The organism is Massilia sp. IC2-278, from assembly GCF_020708045.1.
Classification (GTDB): Bacteria; Pseudomonadota; Gammaproteobacteria; order Burkholderiales; family Burkholderiaceae_D; genus Telluria.
The window spans coordinates 12,748-30,118 of the sequence record NZ_JAJFES010000003.1 but is presented as its reverse complement, the minus strand read 5'-3'; the positions used below and the strand labels follow the sequence as shown (position 1 = coordinate 30,118).

General features: G+C 63.1%; 14 protein-coding genes and 1 tRNA gene. 12 read left to right on the top strand and 3 right to left on the bottom strand.

Annotation, left to right across the window (positions count from 1 at the left end; translation table 11 throughout):
• The first annotated feature begins 79 nt into the window (after positions 1 to 79).
• The gene (locus LK540_RS07850; RefSeq protein WP_229436615.1) at positions 80 to 2,875 is read left to right on the top strand and encodes an EAL domain-containing protein; all 2,796 of its coding nucleotides are present in this window, start codon (positions 80 to 82) and stop codon (positions 2,873 to 2,875) included.
• Positions 2,876 to 2,902: 27 nt separating this feature from the next.
• Here LK540_RS07850 and LK540_RS07845 read toward each other — a convergent pair whose 3' ends face one another.
• Entirely contained in the window at positions 2,903 to 3,961 is a 1,059-nt protein-coding gene (locus tag LK540_RS07845; RefSeq protein WP_229436614.1) for an NAD(P)/FAD-dependent oxidoreductase, read from the bottom strand.
• Between the two features lie 69 nt (positions 3,962 to 4,030).
• The gene (locus LK540_RS07840; protein WP_229436612.1) at positions 4,031 to 4,972 is read right to left on the bottom strand and encodes a cation diffusion facilitator family transporter; all 942 of its coding nucleotides are present in this window, start codon (positions 4,970 to 4,972) and stop codon (positions 4,031 to 4,033) included.
• A 145-nt stretch (positions 4,973 to 5,117) separates the two neighbouring features.
• Here LK540_RS07840 and LK540_RS07835 point away from each other — a divergent pair.
• The 11 genes from LK540_RS07835 to LK540_RS07785 all read left to right on the top strand — a co-directional run bounded on the left by LK540_RS07835 (position 5,118) and on the right by LK540_RS07785 (position 16,229).
• Positions 5,118 to 5,194: transfer RNA gene (locus LK540_RS07835), tRNA-Val, on the top strand.
• Positions 5,195 to 5,455: 261 nt separating this feature from the next.
• Positions 5,456 to 7,366, top strand: coding sequence for a threonine--tRNA ligase (gene thrS, locus LK540_RS07830; protein ID WP_229436610.1), 1,911 nt, complete (start codon positions 5,456 to 5,458; stop codon positions 7,364 to 7,366).
• A gap of 12 nt (positions 7,367 to 7,378) precedes the next feature.
• Positions 7,379 to 7,924, top strand: coding sequence for a translation initiation factor IF-3 (infC, locus tag LK540_RS07825; RefSeq protein ID WP_374041346.1), 546 nt, complete (start codon positions 7,379 to 7,381; stop codon positions 7,922 to 7,924).
• A gap of 438 nt (positions 7,925 to 8,362) precedes the next feature.
• The gene (rpmI, locus tag LK540_RS07820) at positions 8,363 to 8,560 is read left to right on the top strand and encodes a 50S ribosomal protein L35 (RefSeq protein WP_026354218.1); all 198 of its coding nucleotides are present in this window, start codon (positions 8,363 to 8,365) and stop codon (positions 8,558 to 8,560) included.
• Positions 8,561 to 8,580: 20 nt separating this feature from the next.
• The gene (rplT, locus tag LK540_RS07815) at positions 8,581 to 8,940 is read left to right on the top strand and encodes a 50S ribosomal protein L20 (protein WP_192052139.1); all 360 of its coding nucleotides are present in this window, start codon (positions 8,581 to 8,583) and stop codon (positions 8,938 to 8,940) included.
• A gap of 128 nt (positions 8,941 to 9,068) precedes the next feature.
• The gene (gene pheS, locus LK540_RS07810; protein WP_229436607.1) at positions 9,069 to 10,085 is read left to right on the top strand and encodes a phenylalanine--tRNA ligase subunit alpha; all 1,017 of its coding nucleotides are present in this window, start codon (positions 9,069 to 9,071) and stop codon (positions 10,083 to 10,085) included.
• 95 nt (positions 10,086 to 10,180) lie between these two features.
• Positions 10,181 to 12,622, top strand: a complete 2,442-nt coding sequence (gene pheT, locus LK540_RS07805; RefSeq protein ID WP_229436606.1) for a phenylalanine--tRNA ligase subunit beta — start codon at positions 10,181 to 10,183, stop codon at positions 12,620 to 12,622.
• A gap of 156 nt (positions 12,623 to 12,778) precedes the next feature.
• Positions 12,779 to 13,132 (top strand): integration host factor subunit alpha, encoded by a 354-nt coding sequence (locus tag LK540_RS07800; RefSeq protein ID WP_229436605.1) that lies wholly within the window; start codon positions 12,779 to 12,781, stop codon positions 13,130 to 13,132.
• A 7-nt stretch (positions 13,133 to 13,139) separates the two neighbouring features.
• Positions 13,140 to 13,544, top strand: coding sequence for a MerR family transcriptional regulator (locus LK540_RS07795; protein ID WP_229436604.1), 405 nt, complete (start codon positions 13,140 to 13,142; stop codon positions 13,542 to 13,544).
• Positions 13,545 to 13,722: 178 nt separating this feature from the next.
• The gene (locus tag LK540_RS07790; protein WP_005667428.1) at positions 13,723 to 14,355 is read left to right on the top strand and encodes a response regulator transcription factor; all 633 of its coding nucleotides are present in this window, start codon (positions 13,723 to 13,725) and stop codon (positions 14,353 to 14,355) included.
• Between the two features lie 326 nt (positions 14,356 to 14,681).
• Positions 14,682 to 16,229 carry a CHASE3 domain-containing protein gene (locus LK540_RS07785; protein WP_229436603.1) on the top strand — a complete coding sequence of 516 codons (1,548 nt, stop codon included), beginning with the start codon at positions 14,682 to 14,684 and terminating at the stop codon, positions 16,227 to 16,229.
• Positions 16,230 to 16,348: 119 nt separating this feature from the next.
• Here the strand turns inward: LK540_RS07785 and LK540_RS07780 are convergent, their stop codons facing one another.
• Positions 16,349 to 17,161, bottom strand: coding sequence for a Crp/Fnr family transcriptional regulator (locus tag LK540_RS07780; protein WP_374041338.1), 813 nt, complete (start codon positions 17,159 to 17,161; stop codon positions 16,349 to 16,351).
• Positions 17,162 to 17,371 lie beyond the last annotated feature (210 nt).

Here is a 17,371-nt window from a genome sequence, read left to right as displayed (position 1 = left end):
ACGCGCCGCGCCGTGGCTGGCGTGGAACGAACGCGGCCTTTATTCGCCATGCATCTGCTAGACTGGCCGCATGGCCACCATGAGCGCTTCCAGCATCGGGCGGGTGCGCGCCCTGCATCCCGCGACGATCGCCACCCTGTTGTGCGGTGTCGCGCTCAGTTGGCTGCTGTTTAGCATCCTCCAGGCCTCGGAACACGCCCGCAACGACTTCGATGTCGACCGCCGGGTACAGGCGCGGGTGGCGGCGGTGGCGCGCAGCTTCGACGATGCCGCCGAAGCGATGCGCGCCATCAACCTGCTGCTTGGCTCGACCGCGCAGGTCGGCGACGAACAGTTTGCGCGCTTCGCCGCGCCCCTGGCCGGCGCCCATCCCTATATCCAGGCCCTGGCCGTGTACCGCTTCGTGGGCGCCGACGAGCGCGCCGCCTACGAGGCCGCGCGCCGCGCGCACTGGCCCGACTTCCAGATTCGCCAGCGCCGCGGCGCCGGGTTCGAGCCTGCCGCCGCACGTCCCCTCTACCTGCCGCTCGACAAGATCATTCCCGAACCGGTGGAGCACGTCGCGCACGGCTACGACATCTGGGCCTTCGGCCCGCACCGCGCGCTGGTCGACCGTACGCTGGCGCGCAAGGCCTGGACCGCCAGCGGCGTGGTGCCCCTGATCGAACCGCGCGGCGGGCACGGCATCGTGATCGCCATGCCGCTTGCCGGCGATGCCCGCAACGGCGGCGCCGGGCCGGGCGGGGCCGCCGGCATCACCGAGGTGGTGATCGACGTGGCGAGCCTGATCGAGCAGAAGCTGCTGAGCGCTAACCTGCTGCGCCATCGCGGCGTCGAGGTGGTCCTGGCGGGCCAGGTCGACGGCGAGAGCACGATGCTCGAAGTCGCGCGCTACGGCAATGCCGAACCCGACGAGCCGGCCTGGTGGGGCAAGCTGCTGGGCGCCCACCTGGTCGAGCGCAGCGAGCGCTTCGACGTGTATGGCCAGGGCTGGGAATTGCGCGCACGGGCACGCGAAACGGCGGCGGTGCACCTGGGCTCGAGCGTCCTGCTGGTGCTCAGTCTGGTCTGCACGCTGGCCGTCACCGCCTACGTGCATGCGAGCGTCACGCGGCGCCGGCGCGTCGAGCGCCTGGTGGAACTGGGCACCGCCGACCTGCGCCGCACCTCGGAAACCATGCGCTTGTACTTCCGCGCCATCGACGCCAGCGCCAACGGCGTGATCCTGGCCGACGCCACCAAGCCCGGCTATCCGATCGAATACGTGAATCCGGCCTTCATGCGCATGCGCGGCTACGGCAAGGATGAACTGACCGGGCTTCCGCTCGACGAGCTGATCGCCGGCCTGCCCGAGCAGGCCGCCGTGCACGAACTGCACAACACCATGCGCGAGGAGCGCGAAGGCCATGCGCTGCTGCGCCTGCGCCGCAAGGACGGCAGTGAACTGTACGCCGAGGTCTACGTGGCCCCGGTGCACGGCGCCGACGGCCGCACCGAGCACTTCGTGATCACCGAATACGACGTCACCACCGCCAAGCGCTACGAGGCCGAGCTGGAACACCGGGCGCGCTACGACACCCTGACCGGCTTGCCGAACCGCGCCTTGCTGGGCGACCGCATCGAGCGCGCCGTGGTGTTCGCCGGCCAGCACGGGCGCCAGGGCTGGGTGGTGGCGCTCGACCTCGACCACTTCAAGTACGTCAACGACAGCCTCGGACATCCCGTTGGGGACCGCGTGCTGCAGCAGGCGGCGCAGCGCATTGCGGCGGCGGTGCGGCCCGACGACACCGTGGCGCGCACCGGCGGCGACGAATTCGTGCTGATGCTGATCGAGCGCAGCGGCGAAGACCAGTTGATGGCGACTGTGGACGCGGTGCTGCGCGCGGTGGGGCAGCCGTTCGAGGATGAAGGACGGCGCTTCCATCTCAGCTGCAGCGCCGGCATCGCTGCATTTCCGGCCGACGGCCGCGATGCCGAGACCCTGGTCAAGCACGCGGAGATTGCCATGTACCGCGCCAAGGAGGCAGGCCGCGACACGGCGCGCTTCTACCTGCCGGGCATGAACGAGCGCGTCGGTGAGCGCCTGGCGCTGGCCGACGCCATGCGCGTGGCCCTGGCCGGCAACCAGTTCGAGCTGCATTACCAGCCGCAGATCCTGCTCGCCACCGGCCGCGTGATCGGGATGGAGGCGTTGATCCGCTGGCGCCATCCGGAGCTGGGCATGATGCGCCCGGATCGCTTCATCGCGCTGGCCGAGGACACCGGCCTGATCGTGCCGATCGGGGCCTGGGCGCTGCGCAGCGCCTGCCTGCAGGCGGCCGCCTGGCAGCGCGCCGGATACGGACCCTTGCGCGTGGCCGTGAACCTGTCGTCGCGCCAGTTCCGCGAGGCCGGGCTGGCCGGCCTGATCGCGGCGACGCTGCGCGAGTCGGGGCTGGATGCCGCCAGCCTCGAACTCGAGCTGACCGAAAGCCTGGTCATGGACGAAGTCGAACTGGCGATCGCCACCATGCAGGAGATCAAGGCCATGGGTGTGCAGCTGGCCATCGACGACTTCGGCACCGGTTATTCGAGCCTGGCCTACCTGAAGCGCTTCCCGGTCGACGTGCTGAAGATCGACCAGTCTTTTGTCCGTGACATCGAGACCGATGCCGGCAGCGCCGCCATGGTAGGCGCCATCATTTCGCTCGCCCACGACCTCGGCATGCGCGTGATTGCCGAGGGCGTGGAAACGGCGCCGCAGCGCGACTTCCTGCATGCGCGCCGCTGCGACGAAGTGCAGGGCTACCTGTTCAGCCGGTCCTTGCCGGTGGCGGAGTTCGAACGCATGCTGGAGCGTGCGCAGGCCGGCGCCGTTCCCGGGCAGGAAGGCTGACGGGAAAGGGAGGCAAGCGGGCGCGGGTCAGGCCGCGCGCTGCTGGTCTGCCGGGCTGGCGCTGGGGTTGGTGCCTGCGCTAGCGCTCGAACTGGTCCCAGGGCTGGGGCGCAGCGCCCACGGCAAGGCATTGTGAATCGTGGTGGCCGCAATCGCCGCCTGGCCGGCCGCCACCGCGATCTGGTTCAGGCCGCGCACCACGTCGCCGATCGCATACAGCCCCGGCACCTTGGTGCGCCCATGGTCGTCGACCACCAGCTTGTCGCATTCCGCCGTCTCGGCGCCCAGATCGGCCGCCAGCTTCGAGCGTGCCGATTCGCCCAGCATCGGATAGAACACGTCGAATGTGCGGCTCTCGCCATCGGCGGTATTGAGCACCGGCTTCATGTCGTCGGTGAGCGTCACGCCCAGCAGCGGCGACTCGACATATTTCACGCCGGCCGCCTCGATCTGGCGCCGCTCGTCGTCGTTCAGCATCGATTCTTCGCCGCGGTCGAACAGGGTGACGTCGGCGCTGAACGAGCGCATGAAGAGGGCATGGCCGACCGGGTTGGTTTCCGAGGTGACGACGGCGATGCGGCGGTCCATCACATCGTAGCCGTCGCAGACGGGGCACAGGCGCACGGCGCCGGCCGCCACCGCGTCGTGCCAGCGCTCAACCGGCAAGCCGGCATCGGCCACGCCGGTGGCCAGCAAAACGGTGAGCGCGCGGATCGGGCGGGTCTTGCCGTTGTCGTCGAGGTAGTCGCCGACAAAGATGCCGTCTTCCAGGCGCAGGCCGGTGATTTCGCCATGGCGCACCTCGCCGCCATAGCGCTTCAATTGTTCGGTGAGATTCACGAGGAGCTGCCCGCCGGGCACGCCTTCCGGAAAGCCGGGATAGTTGTGCGAGACGGGAATCAGGCACAGGCGGCTATTGCCCTTGTCGACCACCACGATGTTGCGCGTGAAGCGGCGCAGGTAGATGGCAGCGGTCAGCCCGCCCGGGCCACCGCCGATGACCAGGGTGTCGAAGACGTGCTCGCTAAGGTGATCACTAATATGATCACTGAGGTGATCGGCAAGATGCTCGGTAGTATCGTCCATGCACCGATTATCACGAAGCGCAAGCGCGCCTTCTATCGGCGTGCGCACCCAGCCGGAGTCGGAGGATACTTACACTGCCTGCAAGGGCTTGCCGTCCAGCGCTTCCGGCTGCAGGGTCACGTGGTCGATGCCGTGCCTGGCCAGCAGCATTTCCTTCACGCGGCGCAGCACGATAGGCCATTCGCCCAGGTCGGCGATTTCTAGGTGGCCGATGAGGGCAGGGTGGCCGGGCGACATGTCCCATACGTGCAGGTCGTGCACCGACAGCACGCCCTCGACCGCGGCCAGGTCGGCGCCGACCTGCAAATAATCGATCCCGTGCGGCACGCCTTCCATCAGGAAGTGGTAAGACTCGCGCAGGATGCCGACCGTGGACTTCAGGATCAGGAGCGACACGAAGATCGACAGGATCGGGTCGATCCGCACCCAGCCGGTAAAGTAGATGATGGCGCCGGCGGCAATCGCAGCCACCGAGCCGAGCAGGTCGCCCATCACGTTGACCAGGGCCGCGCGCGTGTTGATGCTCTCCGTGTCGCGCGACAGCACCCAGGCCACTGCGATGTTGATGCAGGCGCCGAGCGCGGCGACGATCAATACCACGCCACCCTGCACCGGTTCCGGGTGGGTCAGGCGCTGCACCGCCTCGTAGACGATCCAGGCGACGAGGGCCAGCATTGCCAGGCAGTTGACGAAGGCGGCCAGCGCCTCGGCGCGCACGAAGCCGAAGGAATGCCGGCTCGACGGCGGGCGCTTGGCAATCAATTGCGCCAGCAGGGCCAGGCCGAGGGCCGCGGCATCGGTCACCATGTGGCCGGCGTCGGAAATCAGGGCCAGCGAGTTCGATACGAAACCGGTCACCACCTCGACCAGGGCGAACAGCAGCGTCAGCGTCAGGGCAAAGGCCATCGCCTTCTGGCTGCGCGCCTCGATGTAGTGGCCATGCTGGGCATCGCCGTCGAGGTGGGCGTGCAGGTGTTCGGAAGTCGGCGGTGCGGCGTGCTGGGAAGACATGGCTGATACTGTGGATTCAACGACTGGCAAGTGTAATGGATATCGGCCTGGACGGAAGCAGGGCGCTCCTTCCGGCATCGCAGAAATACTTAATTCCGAACAACCCTTGCGCGGTCGGCGCGCGGCCCCTATAATGCTCCTCATTGGGCGGTTAGTTCAGCTGGTTAGAATACTTGGTCGACATCCAAGGGGTCGCAGATTCGAATTCTGCACCGCCCACCAGAATACAAAGACAGTGCGGGAAACTCCGGTTTTCCGCTCTTGTCGTCACAGTAAGAGCGAGAAAGGCACAAACGGTTATGACACCGCGAACTACAACCTGGTTGTGGGGGAATCGCTAGACGCGGTACGGTGGCCTTTTGCTCGAAGAAACTCGACAACACTGAAAATAACGCGCCTGGTGCGCGTTTTTTTTCGTCCCGACTTTTTCAGTTTCAAATTTATCAATGTTAGCAGGCGCATCAGGCGCCATTGGAGATCAAAATGTTGAATGTGCGACTTCCGGACGGCTCCAGCCGTCAATTCGAAGGACCGGTCACTGTCGCCCAGGTGGCCAGCAGCATCGCTACCAGCCTCGGCAAGGCTGCCCTGGCTGGCAAGGTCAACGGCAAGGTGGTCGACACCTCGTTCCTGATCGAGCAGGATGCCGACCTGGCCATCGTCACCGACAAGGATCCCGAGGGCCTGGACGTCATCCGCCACTCGACCGCCCACCTGCTGGCGTATGCGGTAAAAGAATTGTTCCCGGAAGCCCAGGTCACCATCGGCCCGGTCATCGAGAACGGCTTCTACTACGACTTCTCGTACAAGCGTCCATTCACCCCGGAAGACCTGCAAGCCATCGAAAAGAAAATGGTGGAGCTGGCCAAGAAGGATGAGCCGGTCACCCGCAAGGTGCTGCCGCGCGACGAGGCGGTAGCCTATTTCAAATCGATCGGCGAAGACTACAAGGCCGAGATCATCGCCTCGATTCCGGCGAACGAGGACGTGTCGCTGTATTCGGAAGGCGGCTTTACCGACCTCTGCCGCGGCCCGCACGTGCCATCGACCGGCAAGATCAAGGTCTTCAAGCTGATGAAGCTGGCCGGCGCCTACTGGCGTGGCGACTCGAAGAACGAAATGCTGCAGCGCGTGTACGGCACCGCCTGGACCAAGAAGGAAGACCAGGAGCAATACCTGCACATGCTGGAAGAAGCCGAAAAGCGCGACCACCGTAAACTCGGCAAGCAGCTCGATTTGTTCCACTTCCAGGAAGAAGCGCCGGGTCTGATCTTCTGGCATCCGAAGGGCTGGACCGTCTGGCAGCAGGTCGAGCAGTACATGCGCAAGACCTACCAGGTCACCGGCTACAACGAAGTCAAGGCGCCGCAGATCCTGGACGTCACCCTCTGGCAAAAAACCGGCCACTGGGACAATTATCGCGACAACATGTTCACGACCGATTCCGAGAATCGCTCGTATGCATTGAAGCCGATGAACTGCCCGGGTCACGTGCAGATCTATAACGCCGGCATGAAGAGCTACCGCGACCTGCCGCTGCGCTACGGCGAATTCGGCCAGTGCCACCGCAACGAGTCCTCGGGCGCGCTGCACGGCCTGATGCGCGTGCGCGGCTTTACCCAGGACGATGGCCACGTGTTCTGTACCGAAGAACAGATCGCACCGGAAGTGGTTGCCTTCCATGCCCAGGCGATGAAGGTCTACGACGATTTCGGCTTCGACAATATCGACGTCAAGATCGCCCTGCGTCCGGATAACCGCATCGGTTCCGACGAAGTCTGGGACCAGGCCGAGGAAGCGCTGCGTTCGGCGCTGCGCGGCTGCGGCGTGGAGTGGACGGAACTGCCGGGCGAGGGTGCCTTCTACGGTCCGAAGATCGAGTACCACCTGAAGGATAGCCTCGGCCGTCCATGGCAGGTCGGCACCATGCAGGTCGACTTCTCGATGCCGGGCCGTCTTGGCGCCGAGTACGTTGCGGAAGACAATTCGCGTAAGGTGCCGGTGATGCTGCACCGCGCGATCGTGGGCTCGATGGAGCGCTTCATCGGCATCCTGATCGAGAACTACGCGGGTGCGCTGCCGCTGTGGTTGGCTCCGGTACAAGTAGCCGTTCTCAACATTTCTGACGCACAGGCAACGTATGTGAAAGAGGTGGAAGCACGCCTGAAGGCAGCCGGCCTGCGCGTTCACGCTGATTTGCGGAACGAGAAGATTACCTATAAAATACGTGAGCATTCCGTCCAAAAACTGCCATACATCCTGGTCGTTGGCGACAAGGAACGCGAAGCAAACACCGTGGCCGTGCGTGCACGGGGCAATGTCGATCTGGGCGTGATGTCCGTCGATGCCCTGCTGGAGCGCCTCCTGGGCGAGGTTTCCTCCAAAGCCAAATAACGCCGGCCGGTCATTCAGACATTAAAAGGAAACAACATAGCTACTGACAAGTCGCATCGCATCAATGGCGAAATTACTTACCCGGAAATGCGTCTCTCCGGGGTGGACAACGAGCCGCTGGGCATTGTGAGCCTGGCTGAGGCATTTCGTCTGGCCGAGGAGAAAAACGTCGACCTGGTGGAAATCGCGCCGAACGCGAATCCACCGGTCTGCCGCCTCATGGATTACGGCAAGTTCAAGTATTCCGAGCAGAAGAAGGCCCACGAAGCCAAGCTGAAGCAGAAGATCATCCAGGTCAAGGAAGTCAAGTTCCGTCCGGGTACCGATGAAGGCGACTACAGCATCAAGCTGCGCAACCTCATCAAGTTCCTCGACGAAGGCGACAAGACCAAGATCACGCTGCGCTTCCGCGGCCGCGAAATGGCCCACCAGGACATCGGCTTCCGTATGCTCGAACGTCTGAAGGGCGACCTCGAGCCGTATGGCCAGGTCGAGCAGTTCCCGAAGATGGAAGGCCGCCAGATGATCATGATTATCGCGCCGAAGAAGAAAAAGTAATTCTTTCGCGTTGGTCTAGCCAGGCCGGGTCCGGCGCCGCAGTGTGAGCTGCAGCGCCGGGCCCGGCTTTGTTCGTTTGTGCGGCGTCGATTTTCGGATGGCTGCGCATGATTGGTGGGCTTTCGTAGGGTGGGCACTTGTGCCCACGCGGTCGTGCCGATGCATAGCGCACATCATCGCCGCAGGCCTGATCGGTCGGCATGTGAGAACGTTTCGATAACTCATCCGTGCTATACAGCGTGGACACAGGTGTCCACCCTACAACTGCAACACAATTTCCCTACGACCTGTGCTAGAATCTGCGGTTCCTGTTTTTCGAAGCAGGTTGTAGTGGGTCCAGCACCTGCTGCAAAACAAGTGAAAGTAGGCATCTAAGAGCAGCGCCGCTGCCACCTGCAATCCTGTTACATATGAGGCTGTCCGCGAGGACAGATGACTATGCCAAAAATGAAAACCAAAAGCAGCGCGAAGAAGCGTTTTCGCGTGCGTCCGGGCGGTACTGTCAAATCGGGTATGGCGTTCAAGCGTCACATCCTGACCAAGAAGACCACCAAGAACAAGCGCCAGCTGCGCGGCACCCGTAACATCAATGCGTCGGACGTGACCAGCGTCTACCGCATGATGCCATCTGCTTAATCTCACACTAAGGAGCGAATATGCCTCGAGTAAAACGTGGGGTTACTGCACGTGCCCGTCATAAGAAAGTTCTTGCGCTTGCCAAAGGCTACCGTGGCCGCCGCAGCAAGGTATTCCGTATTGCCAAGCAAGCAGTCATGCGCGCTGGCCAGTACGCCTACCGCGACCGCCGCAACAAGAAGCGCGTCTTCCGCGCACTGTGGATCACCCGTATCAACGCAGCATCGCGTTCGCACGGCATGACCTACAGCGCCTTCATGAACGGCCTGAAAAAAGCCGCGATTGAACTGGACCGTAAAGTCCTGGCCGACATGGCCGTGCACGACAAGCCGGCGTTCGCCGCGATTGTCGCTGCCGTCCAGGCCAAGCTGGCTGCCTAATTAGCATCCGGTTTGCAAGACCAGCCCTGCGGTAACGTTGGGGCAGAGAGCGGGGCACGGTGCTACACCTGTGCCCCGTTTTTGATTGTGGCGCCTCCCGCCACCCAAAAACAGGAAAAGAACAAAGCATGAACTCGCTGGAAGAACTCGTCGTCGTCGCAGGGACCGATTTCGCCGCTGCCCAGGATGCAGCCGCGCTGGAAAACGCAAAAGCGAAATACCTCGGCAAAACCGGCCAAATCACCGAACTGATGAAGGGTCTCGGCAAGCTCGACCCTGAACAGCGCAAGGCGCAAGGCGCCCTGATCAATGCCGCCAAAGAAAAAATCGAAAAGGCATTGACCGCGCGCCGCGACGACCTGGCGAACGCCCAGCTGATGCAGCGCCTGAACGCCGAGTCCATCGACGTCACCCTGCCGGGCCGTGGCCGCGCGGTCGGCGGCATTCACCCGGTGATGCGCACCTGGGAACGCGTCGAGCAGATCTTCCGCTCGATCGGCTTCGACGTGGCCGACGGCCCGGAAATTGAAACCGACTGGACCAACTTCACCGCCCTGAACAGCCCGGAAAACCACCCGGCGCGTTCGATGCAGGACACCTTCTACATCGAAGGCCAGGACAGCACCGGTAAGCCGCTGCTGCTGCGCACCCACACCAGCCCGATGCAGGTGCGTTACGCGCGCACCCACACGCCGCCGATCAAGGTCATCGCCCCGGGCCGCACCTACCGTGTCGACAGCGATGCCACCCACTCGCCGATGTTCCACCAGGTCGAAGGCCTGTGGATCGGCGAAGACATCTCGTTCGCCGACCTGAAGGGCGTCTACCTGAACTTCGTCAAGGCCTTCTTCGAGACCGACGATCTGCAGGTGCGCTTCCGTCCTTCCTATTTCCCGTTCACCGAACCGTCGGCCGAGATCGATATCGCCTTCGGTTCCGGTCCGCTGAAGGGCCGCTGGCTGGAAGTGTCGGGCGCCGGTCAGGTGCACCCGACCGTGGTGCGCAACTTCGGCCTGGACCCGGAAAAATTCATCGGCTTCGCGTTCGGCTCCGGCCTCGAGCGGCTGACGATGCTGCGTTATGGAATCAACGACCTGCGCCTGTTCTACGAAGGCGATCTCCGCTTCCTCAAGCAGTTCAATTAAGAATGGGCATGATGGAAGCCGTCGAGCACGCTCCGGCTTCCTCATCCATTTATAAGAAAACCTGATAAATAGCGCAGCTACAAGGTAAAAAGATTATGCAATTCTCCGAAAACTGGCTCCGTTCCCTGGTCGATCCGAAAATGAATTCGGACGAACTGGCCCACCTGCTGACCATGTCCGGCCTCGAAGTCGAGGAAGTGGAAGCCGTCGCGCCGCCGTTCTCGAACGTGGTGGTGGCGCACGTGGTGGAAGTGGCCAAGCACCCGAACGCCGACCGCCTGAACGTCTGCCAGGTCGACGTCGGCACCGGCACGCTGCTGAACATCGTCTGCGGCGCCCCGAACGTGCGCGCCGGCATGAAGGCCATCTGCGCGAAAGCCGGCGCCGTGCTGCCGCCTGGCGCCGATGGCAAACCTTTCGAGATCAAGGTCGGTAAACTGCGCGGCGTCGAGTCGCAGGGCATGATGTGCTCGGCAAAGGAACTGAAGATTTCGGAAGAAAGCAGCGGCCTGATGGAGTTGCCGGAAGACGCTCCGGTCGGCGCCAACATCCGCGACTACCTCGGCCTGAACGACCTGAAGTTCACCATCAAGCTGACCCCGAACAAGGCGGACTGCCTGTCGGTGCTGGGCGTGGCGCGCGAAGTGTCGGCCCTGACCGGCTCGCCGCTGTCGCTGCCGAGCGCACGCGCGGTCACCGTGACTACCGACGAAGTGCTGCCGGCGAAAATCTCGGCGCCGGACCTGTGCGGCCGCTTCACCGGCCGCGTGATCCGTGGCCTGAACGCGCGCGCCGCCACCCCGGAATGGATGAAGCGCCGCCTGGAACGTTCGGGCCAGCGTTCGGTCTCGGCACTGGTCGACATCTCGAACTACGTCATGCTCGAGATCGGCCAGCCGTCGCACGTCTTCGACCTGAGCAAGATCCACGGCGCCATTGATGTGCGCTGGGGCAAGAAGGGCGAATCGCTCAAGCTCCTGAACGGCAATACCGTCGAAGTCGACGAGTGGGTCGGTGTGATTGCCGACGACAAGGAAATCGAATCGCTGGCCGGCATCATGGGCGGCGACTCCACCGCCGTCACGCTCGACACGACCGACGTCTACCTGGAAGCGGCATTCTGGTGGCCGAACGCCATCCAGGGCCGTGCCCGCAAATACAATTTCTCGACCGATGCTTCGCACCGTTTCGAGCGCGGCGTCGATTTCGCCCACACGGTGGAAAACATCGAGCGCATCACCGCGCTGATCGTGGAAATCTGCGGCACCGCCGACACCAAAGTCGGCCCGGTCGACGATCAGGTCGTGAACCTGCCGCAACGCCAGCCGGTCGTGCTGCGCACCGCGCGCGCCGCGAAGGTCATCGGCGTGGCCGTCACCGACGAAATGATCGCCGACATCTTTACCCGCCTGGGCCTGCCGTTCACCCATCAGGTGGACGAAAACGGCGCAGGTCAGTTCTCGGTCACCGCGCCTTCCTACCGTTTCGACATCGAGATCGAGGAAGACCTGATCGAGGAAGTTGCGCGCGTGTATGGCTTCGAGAACATTCCTGCGAATCCACCGGTGGCCCCGTCGGCCATGCTGATCGCGCCGGAAAACACCCGCTCGCTGTTCGCCGTGCGCCATCAACTGGCTGACCTCGGCTACCAGGAAGTGGTCAACATGAGCTTCGTGGAAAGCGCGTGGGAAGCGGACTTCGCCGGCAACGATGCACCGATCAAGCTGCAGAACCCGATCGCCAGCCAGATGAGCGTGATGCGCTCGACGCTGATCGGCGGCCTGCTGGCCAACGTGCGCTACAACCTGAACAGGAAAGCCGGCCGCGTGCGCGTGTTCGAAGTCGGCGCCATCTTCAAGCGCAACGACGCCGTTGCCGACGGCCCGCTGGCCGTCGCCGGCTTCGAGCAGCCCAAGCGCGTGGGCGCCATCGCCTACGGCCCGGCCGTGGACGAGCAGTGGGGCGTGGCCACCCGCGCGGTCGACTTCTTCGACGTGAAAGCCGACCTGGAAGCCCTGTTCGCGCCACGTGTGGTACGCTTCAATAAGGCTGAGCACCCGGCGCTGCATCCGGGCCGCTGCGCAACCGTCGAGCTTGACGGCCAGGCCGTCGGGTTCATCGGCGAACTGCATCCGCGCTGGCTGCAGAAGTACGACCTGCCGCAGGCCCCGGTGCTGTTCGAGGTCGATGCCGCCGCGCTGACGGCGCGCGTGGTCCCGGGCTACACCGAGATTTCGAAGTTCCCGGGCGCCACCCGTGACCTCGCCCTGGTCGTGAAACAGGACGTCCCGGCCCAGGCCGTGCTCGACAGTTTCACTGCCGCGGCCGCCGCCCATCCGAACGGCAAGATCTTGCAAGCCGTTGTTTTGTTTGATGAATACCGCGGCAAGGGTCTGGAAGCGGACGAAAAATCGCTTGCTTTCCGCTTTAGCTTGCAAGATACTCAATCGACCTTGCAGGACGATGCCGTGGAGGCCTTGATGGCTGCCGTGGCTGAGGCCGCAAAAGAAAAACACAGCGCAAAACTGCGCGGGTAATTGAAAGCATCGCGGCGTCATTGCGGCCATACCGCATGAACGCTGCGATTACTTCGTCCAAAACGTTTGATCTGAAGGCAGGGCTTCAAAATTAATAATAACGACGTTGATACGGCCGTATTCCAGGAGGCACTGGCGGCCGACCTGCATCGTGCGATGCAAGTGGCACGGGTACGGAAGGAAGCCGAACGCGACCTGCCGACCCTGACCAAGGCCGAACTGGCCGAGCTGCTCTTCGAGCAGGTCGGCCTGAACAAGCGCGAAGCCAAGGACATGGTCGAAACCTTCTTCGACGAAATCCGTAACGCGCTCGAGCGCGGCGAGGCCGTCAAGCTGTCGGGCTTCGGCAACTTCCAGTTGCGCGACAAGCCGCAGCGGCCGGGCCGCAATCCGAAAACCGGGGAAGAGATCCCGATCACGGCGCGCCGCGTCGTGACTTTCCACGCCAGCCAGAAACTCAAGGGCATGGTCGAAGAGACCAGCCCGGCGTCGCTGGCGCGCGCTGCCTGAGTGAGCCATGAACGACCGTCCGAACAAGAATGAACTCGCCGCGCTGCCGCCGATCCCGGCCAAGCGCTATTTCACGATCGGCGAAGTCAGCGAATTGTGCGGGGTCAAGCCGCATGTGCTGCGCTACTGGGAACAGGAATTTACTCAGCTGAAGCCTGTCAAACGACGTGGTAACCGCCGCTACTACCAGCACCACGAAGTGTTGCTGATCCGGCGTATCCGCGAGTTGCTGTACGAGCAGGGCTTCACCATCAGCGGCGCCCGCAACCGTCTCGACAACCGCGCCAGCGACCTGGCCGGCGGCATCGAGCAGGTGGAGGTCGAGGAAGCGCCGGCGGTCGACACCGCCAAGCTGCGCGAAGACCTGCTCGGCATCCTCGCGTTGCTGAAAGACGGCCCGCGGCCGGCATAAGACAAGGCGCAATCGGGGACAGGGCGCAGTTCACACTCAGGCATTCGTGCGCCTGTTGTACTGGGGCGTGGGAGTGCTAAAATGTTACATGCGCTTAGCTCATCCAACGCATGACAGCCGGGGCGCGAAAAAAGTTCGCACGGCTCTTTCCTGTGCCAGGAAAATTTAAGGGAAGACAATGATACGCGTTGCCATTTGTGACGATCACCAGATAGTTCGAGCAGGTTTCAAACAGATTTTCTCGTCGTCCGGCGATTTCGAAGTCGTCGCCGAGGGCGCCACCGGTCGTGAGGCGCTCGATATCGCCCGTCGCGAAATTTGCGACGTGCTGTTGCTCGACATCGCCATGCCCGACCAAAGCGGGATCGATATCCTGCGCACCATCCGCCAGGGCCAGCCGAACCTGCCGGTGCTGATTCTCTCCGGCTATCCGGCGCAGCAATACGCGCTGAATTTGTTCAAGATGGGCGCCAACGGCTACCTGAACAAGGAATGCGAAGCCGACGAACTGAAAACCGCCGTGCGCACCGTCTACCAAGGGCGTCGCTACGTCTCGTCGACGGTCGGCGAACTGCTGGCCCAGAGTTTCGACCGCGACCCGAACACCGCGCTGCACACAGAGCTGTCGGACCGCGAGTTCCAGGTCTTCCTGCGCCTGGCCAAGGGCGCGACCGTGTCCGACATCGGCAATGCGCTGTCGCTGTCGATCAAGACGGTGTCCACCTACCGTACCCGCATCATGGAAAAGATGGGGCTGCAGTCGAACAGCGACCTGACCTATTACGCCATGAAGAATAACCTGCTCGACTAAGCAGGATTGAACAAAGCGCCAGGTTTTCCCTGGCGTTTTTTTATGCTTCAGGATGCGGCCGGTGTCCGTGCTTGGCGATGATAGCTGCGCCAGCGGTTGCCAGCCGCCGAAGCACGCATCCGCCGAAGCACGCATCCGGCACGATTCGCCCGTGCCTTCCGGTAACATGCCCGCTGCATGGAGCCGCTCCGCAGTACCCGGCGTTCGCCGCCGCCGCCACCCAATCTGTGTCCTTCCGCCCACGCTTACAGTCCAGTCTGGCTGCGTCCGCGCGCCGGGCAGACTATAATCGGCCCGTCCCTTAAGTTGCGCGAAGGAATCCACCGATGTATTTCACCACTGATCCGGCCCCGGCCCAGGCCCGTGCGCTGCCGCTCTACAAGACGCTGCTGTGTTTTGCCTGCGTGCTGATTCTGGTGGTGAATGGTTATTTCCTGCTGCGTAACCTGGACGGCCTGAAGGCGGCCAACGCCCTGCAGGAGCGCACCTCCCAGGTCACCGACGAGCTGCAGCACCTGAACCTGCTGGTCACCGATGCGGAAAGCAATCTGCGCGGCTATTTCCTTTCCGGCTCGGAAAGCTACCTGGGTAGCGTGCAGGCGGCGCCGGCGCGGATCGGCCAGCAGCTCGATAAGCTCGGCACGCTGCTGGCCGACAATTCCTCGCAACAGAAAAACCTGGTGCAGCTGCGCAGCCTGGTCGAGCGCCAGCTCGGCATGATGCAGCAGGCCATGACGATCTACCGCCAGGGCGGCATCGAGGACATCCTGGCGATCACCGGCGCGCCCGGCGACAACGACAGCGACGAGATCCGCCTGCAGGTCGTGATCATGCTGAGCGAACAGAACGAATTATTGAACGCGCGCAGCGCCGCCTTTTATGGCCAGTACCGGCACGCGGTGATGCTGGGCCTGGGCATCAATGCCGCCGCAATTGCCGTGCTGCTGCTGTTCTACCGCCTGGTGCGGCGCAGCTTCGGCGCGCGCAAGGATGCCGAGCACGCCCTGCAGCAAGCCAACGAACAGCTGGAGTCCATCGTTGCCCGCCGTACCGAGCAGTTGTCGGTGCTGTCGCGCCACCTGATCCATGTGTCGGAAGAAGAAAAGACCAAGCTGGCGCGCGAACTGCACGACGAAATGGGCGCCAACCTGACGGCCATCGGCATGGACCTGAACACCGTGGCCGAACAATTGCGCGGCAGCCGGCCCGACCTGGTGGCGATGCTGACCCGGGCCCGCAGCACCCTGGTCGACACCGTGCAACTGAAACGCCGTATCGTCGAGGACCTGCGGCCCAGCCTGCTCGACAACCTGGGCCTGAGCGCGGCCTTGCAAAGTTACTGCGAAGACTACGCGCGTGTGACCGGCCTCGACTGCGACGTGCTGGTCGACGGCGACATCGACTCGGCCGGGCCCATGCATGCGATCGCGCTGTTCCGCATCGTGCAGGAGTCGCTGAACAATATCGCCAAGTATGCCAAGGCCAGCAACGTGATCGTCCACCTCGAATGCGCGGGCGCGGTGCTGGGCCTGGAAGTCACGGATGACGGGATCGGTATTCCGGCCGATGCGTTCGCGCGTTCGAAATCGCACGGTTTGCTGGGCATGCGGGAAAGGGCCTTGCTGCTGGGCGGGAAGTTCGAGGTCGAGCGCGGGGTGAACGGGGTAGGGACTTGCGTGCGTGCCAGCATTCCGCTGGGCGCCGGTAGTGCGGCGACGCCGGTACCGGGTGCCGTGGCCGGCATGTTGCCGTCTATCTCGCGCCAGGAAAATCCGGAAGGTGAAGCGGTGTTGCTCGATACGAAAGCGCCGGTCCCATCGCCGGTCTTGCCGGCGATGGGGAACGACGATCTGGGGGAACTCGCTCCACGTTAGAGCATGTGAAAAAATCGCCATGGCTGCGTTGCCTCGTCTCGCCGTACGCTCGTACTGTCTTCGACTCGGCGCCTTGCCCTGACGTTTTTTTCACATCCTTTGAGGGCGGTTGCTCCGCGTTAGCGGGCGGCGACGTCCATCAGCAGGCGGTCGTACTCGGTCTTGGCGACCTTGTAGCATTCGCCGGCGTACTCTTCCAGGCCGGCACGGTCGAGGACCGTGATGTTACCGCGGCGATACTGGATCAGGCCTTCGTCCTGCAGCTTGCCGGCGGCGGCGGTGATCGACTCGCGGCGCACGCCGAGCATGATCGAAATCAGTTCCTGGGTCACTTTCAGCTCGTTACCTGGCGAACGGTCCAGGCGGTCGAGCAGCCAGCGGCACAGCTTCTGTTCGATCGAGCTGTGGCGGCCGCCGACGGCGTTCTGGGCCATCTGGGCGAACAGGGCGTTGGTGTAGCGCATCAGCAGCTGGGGCAGGGCGCCGCCTTTCATGAAGGAGTCGCGCAGGTACTGGGTCTTGAGGCGGTAGCCGTAGCCGGCGCTCTGCACGACGGCGCTGCACATGGCGCGTTCGCCCATGAACAGCGACACGCCGACCACGCCTTCATGGCCTACCACGGCGATCTCGGTGGTGGCGCCGTCTTCCATCACATACAGGAGCGACACGATTGCCGTCGTCGGAAAATACACGTATTCCAATTTGCTGCCATACTCGAACAATTCCTTGCCGAAAGGCATAGGAACCAGTTCCAGGTGCTCGAACAGGGTTTCCAGGTCCTGGCGCGGCAGCGCAGCCAGCAGATCGTTCTGCTGGGTACCGCTGACGCTGACAACTGGACGCGACGCAGCTCGGATTTCTTCTTTGGTCGAAGGCATGCCGTTGACCGATTGCGCTTTTTGCGTTGCACCACCAAGTTGAGCGTTGTTCATTTTCTGTCCTCTTATCTCTAGCTTCATTGCATCCGTGAGCGATTTTTTGGCCTGTTGACTTTGCCTCATCGCGATGTGTGTACATTAAAGCTATAGTCTGTTGCCGAACATAAGATTAGGGGTTGCCCCTGTGTAGGCCCCCCGTAGGATGTTTTGTCAGTCCAGTCCTACTAGGAAAGATACCCGGAGTTAACACCCACGCTGGCCCCA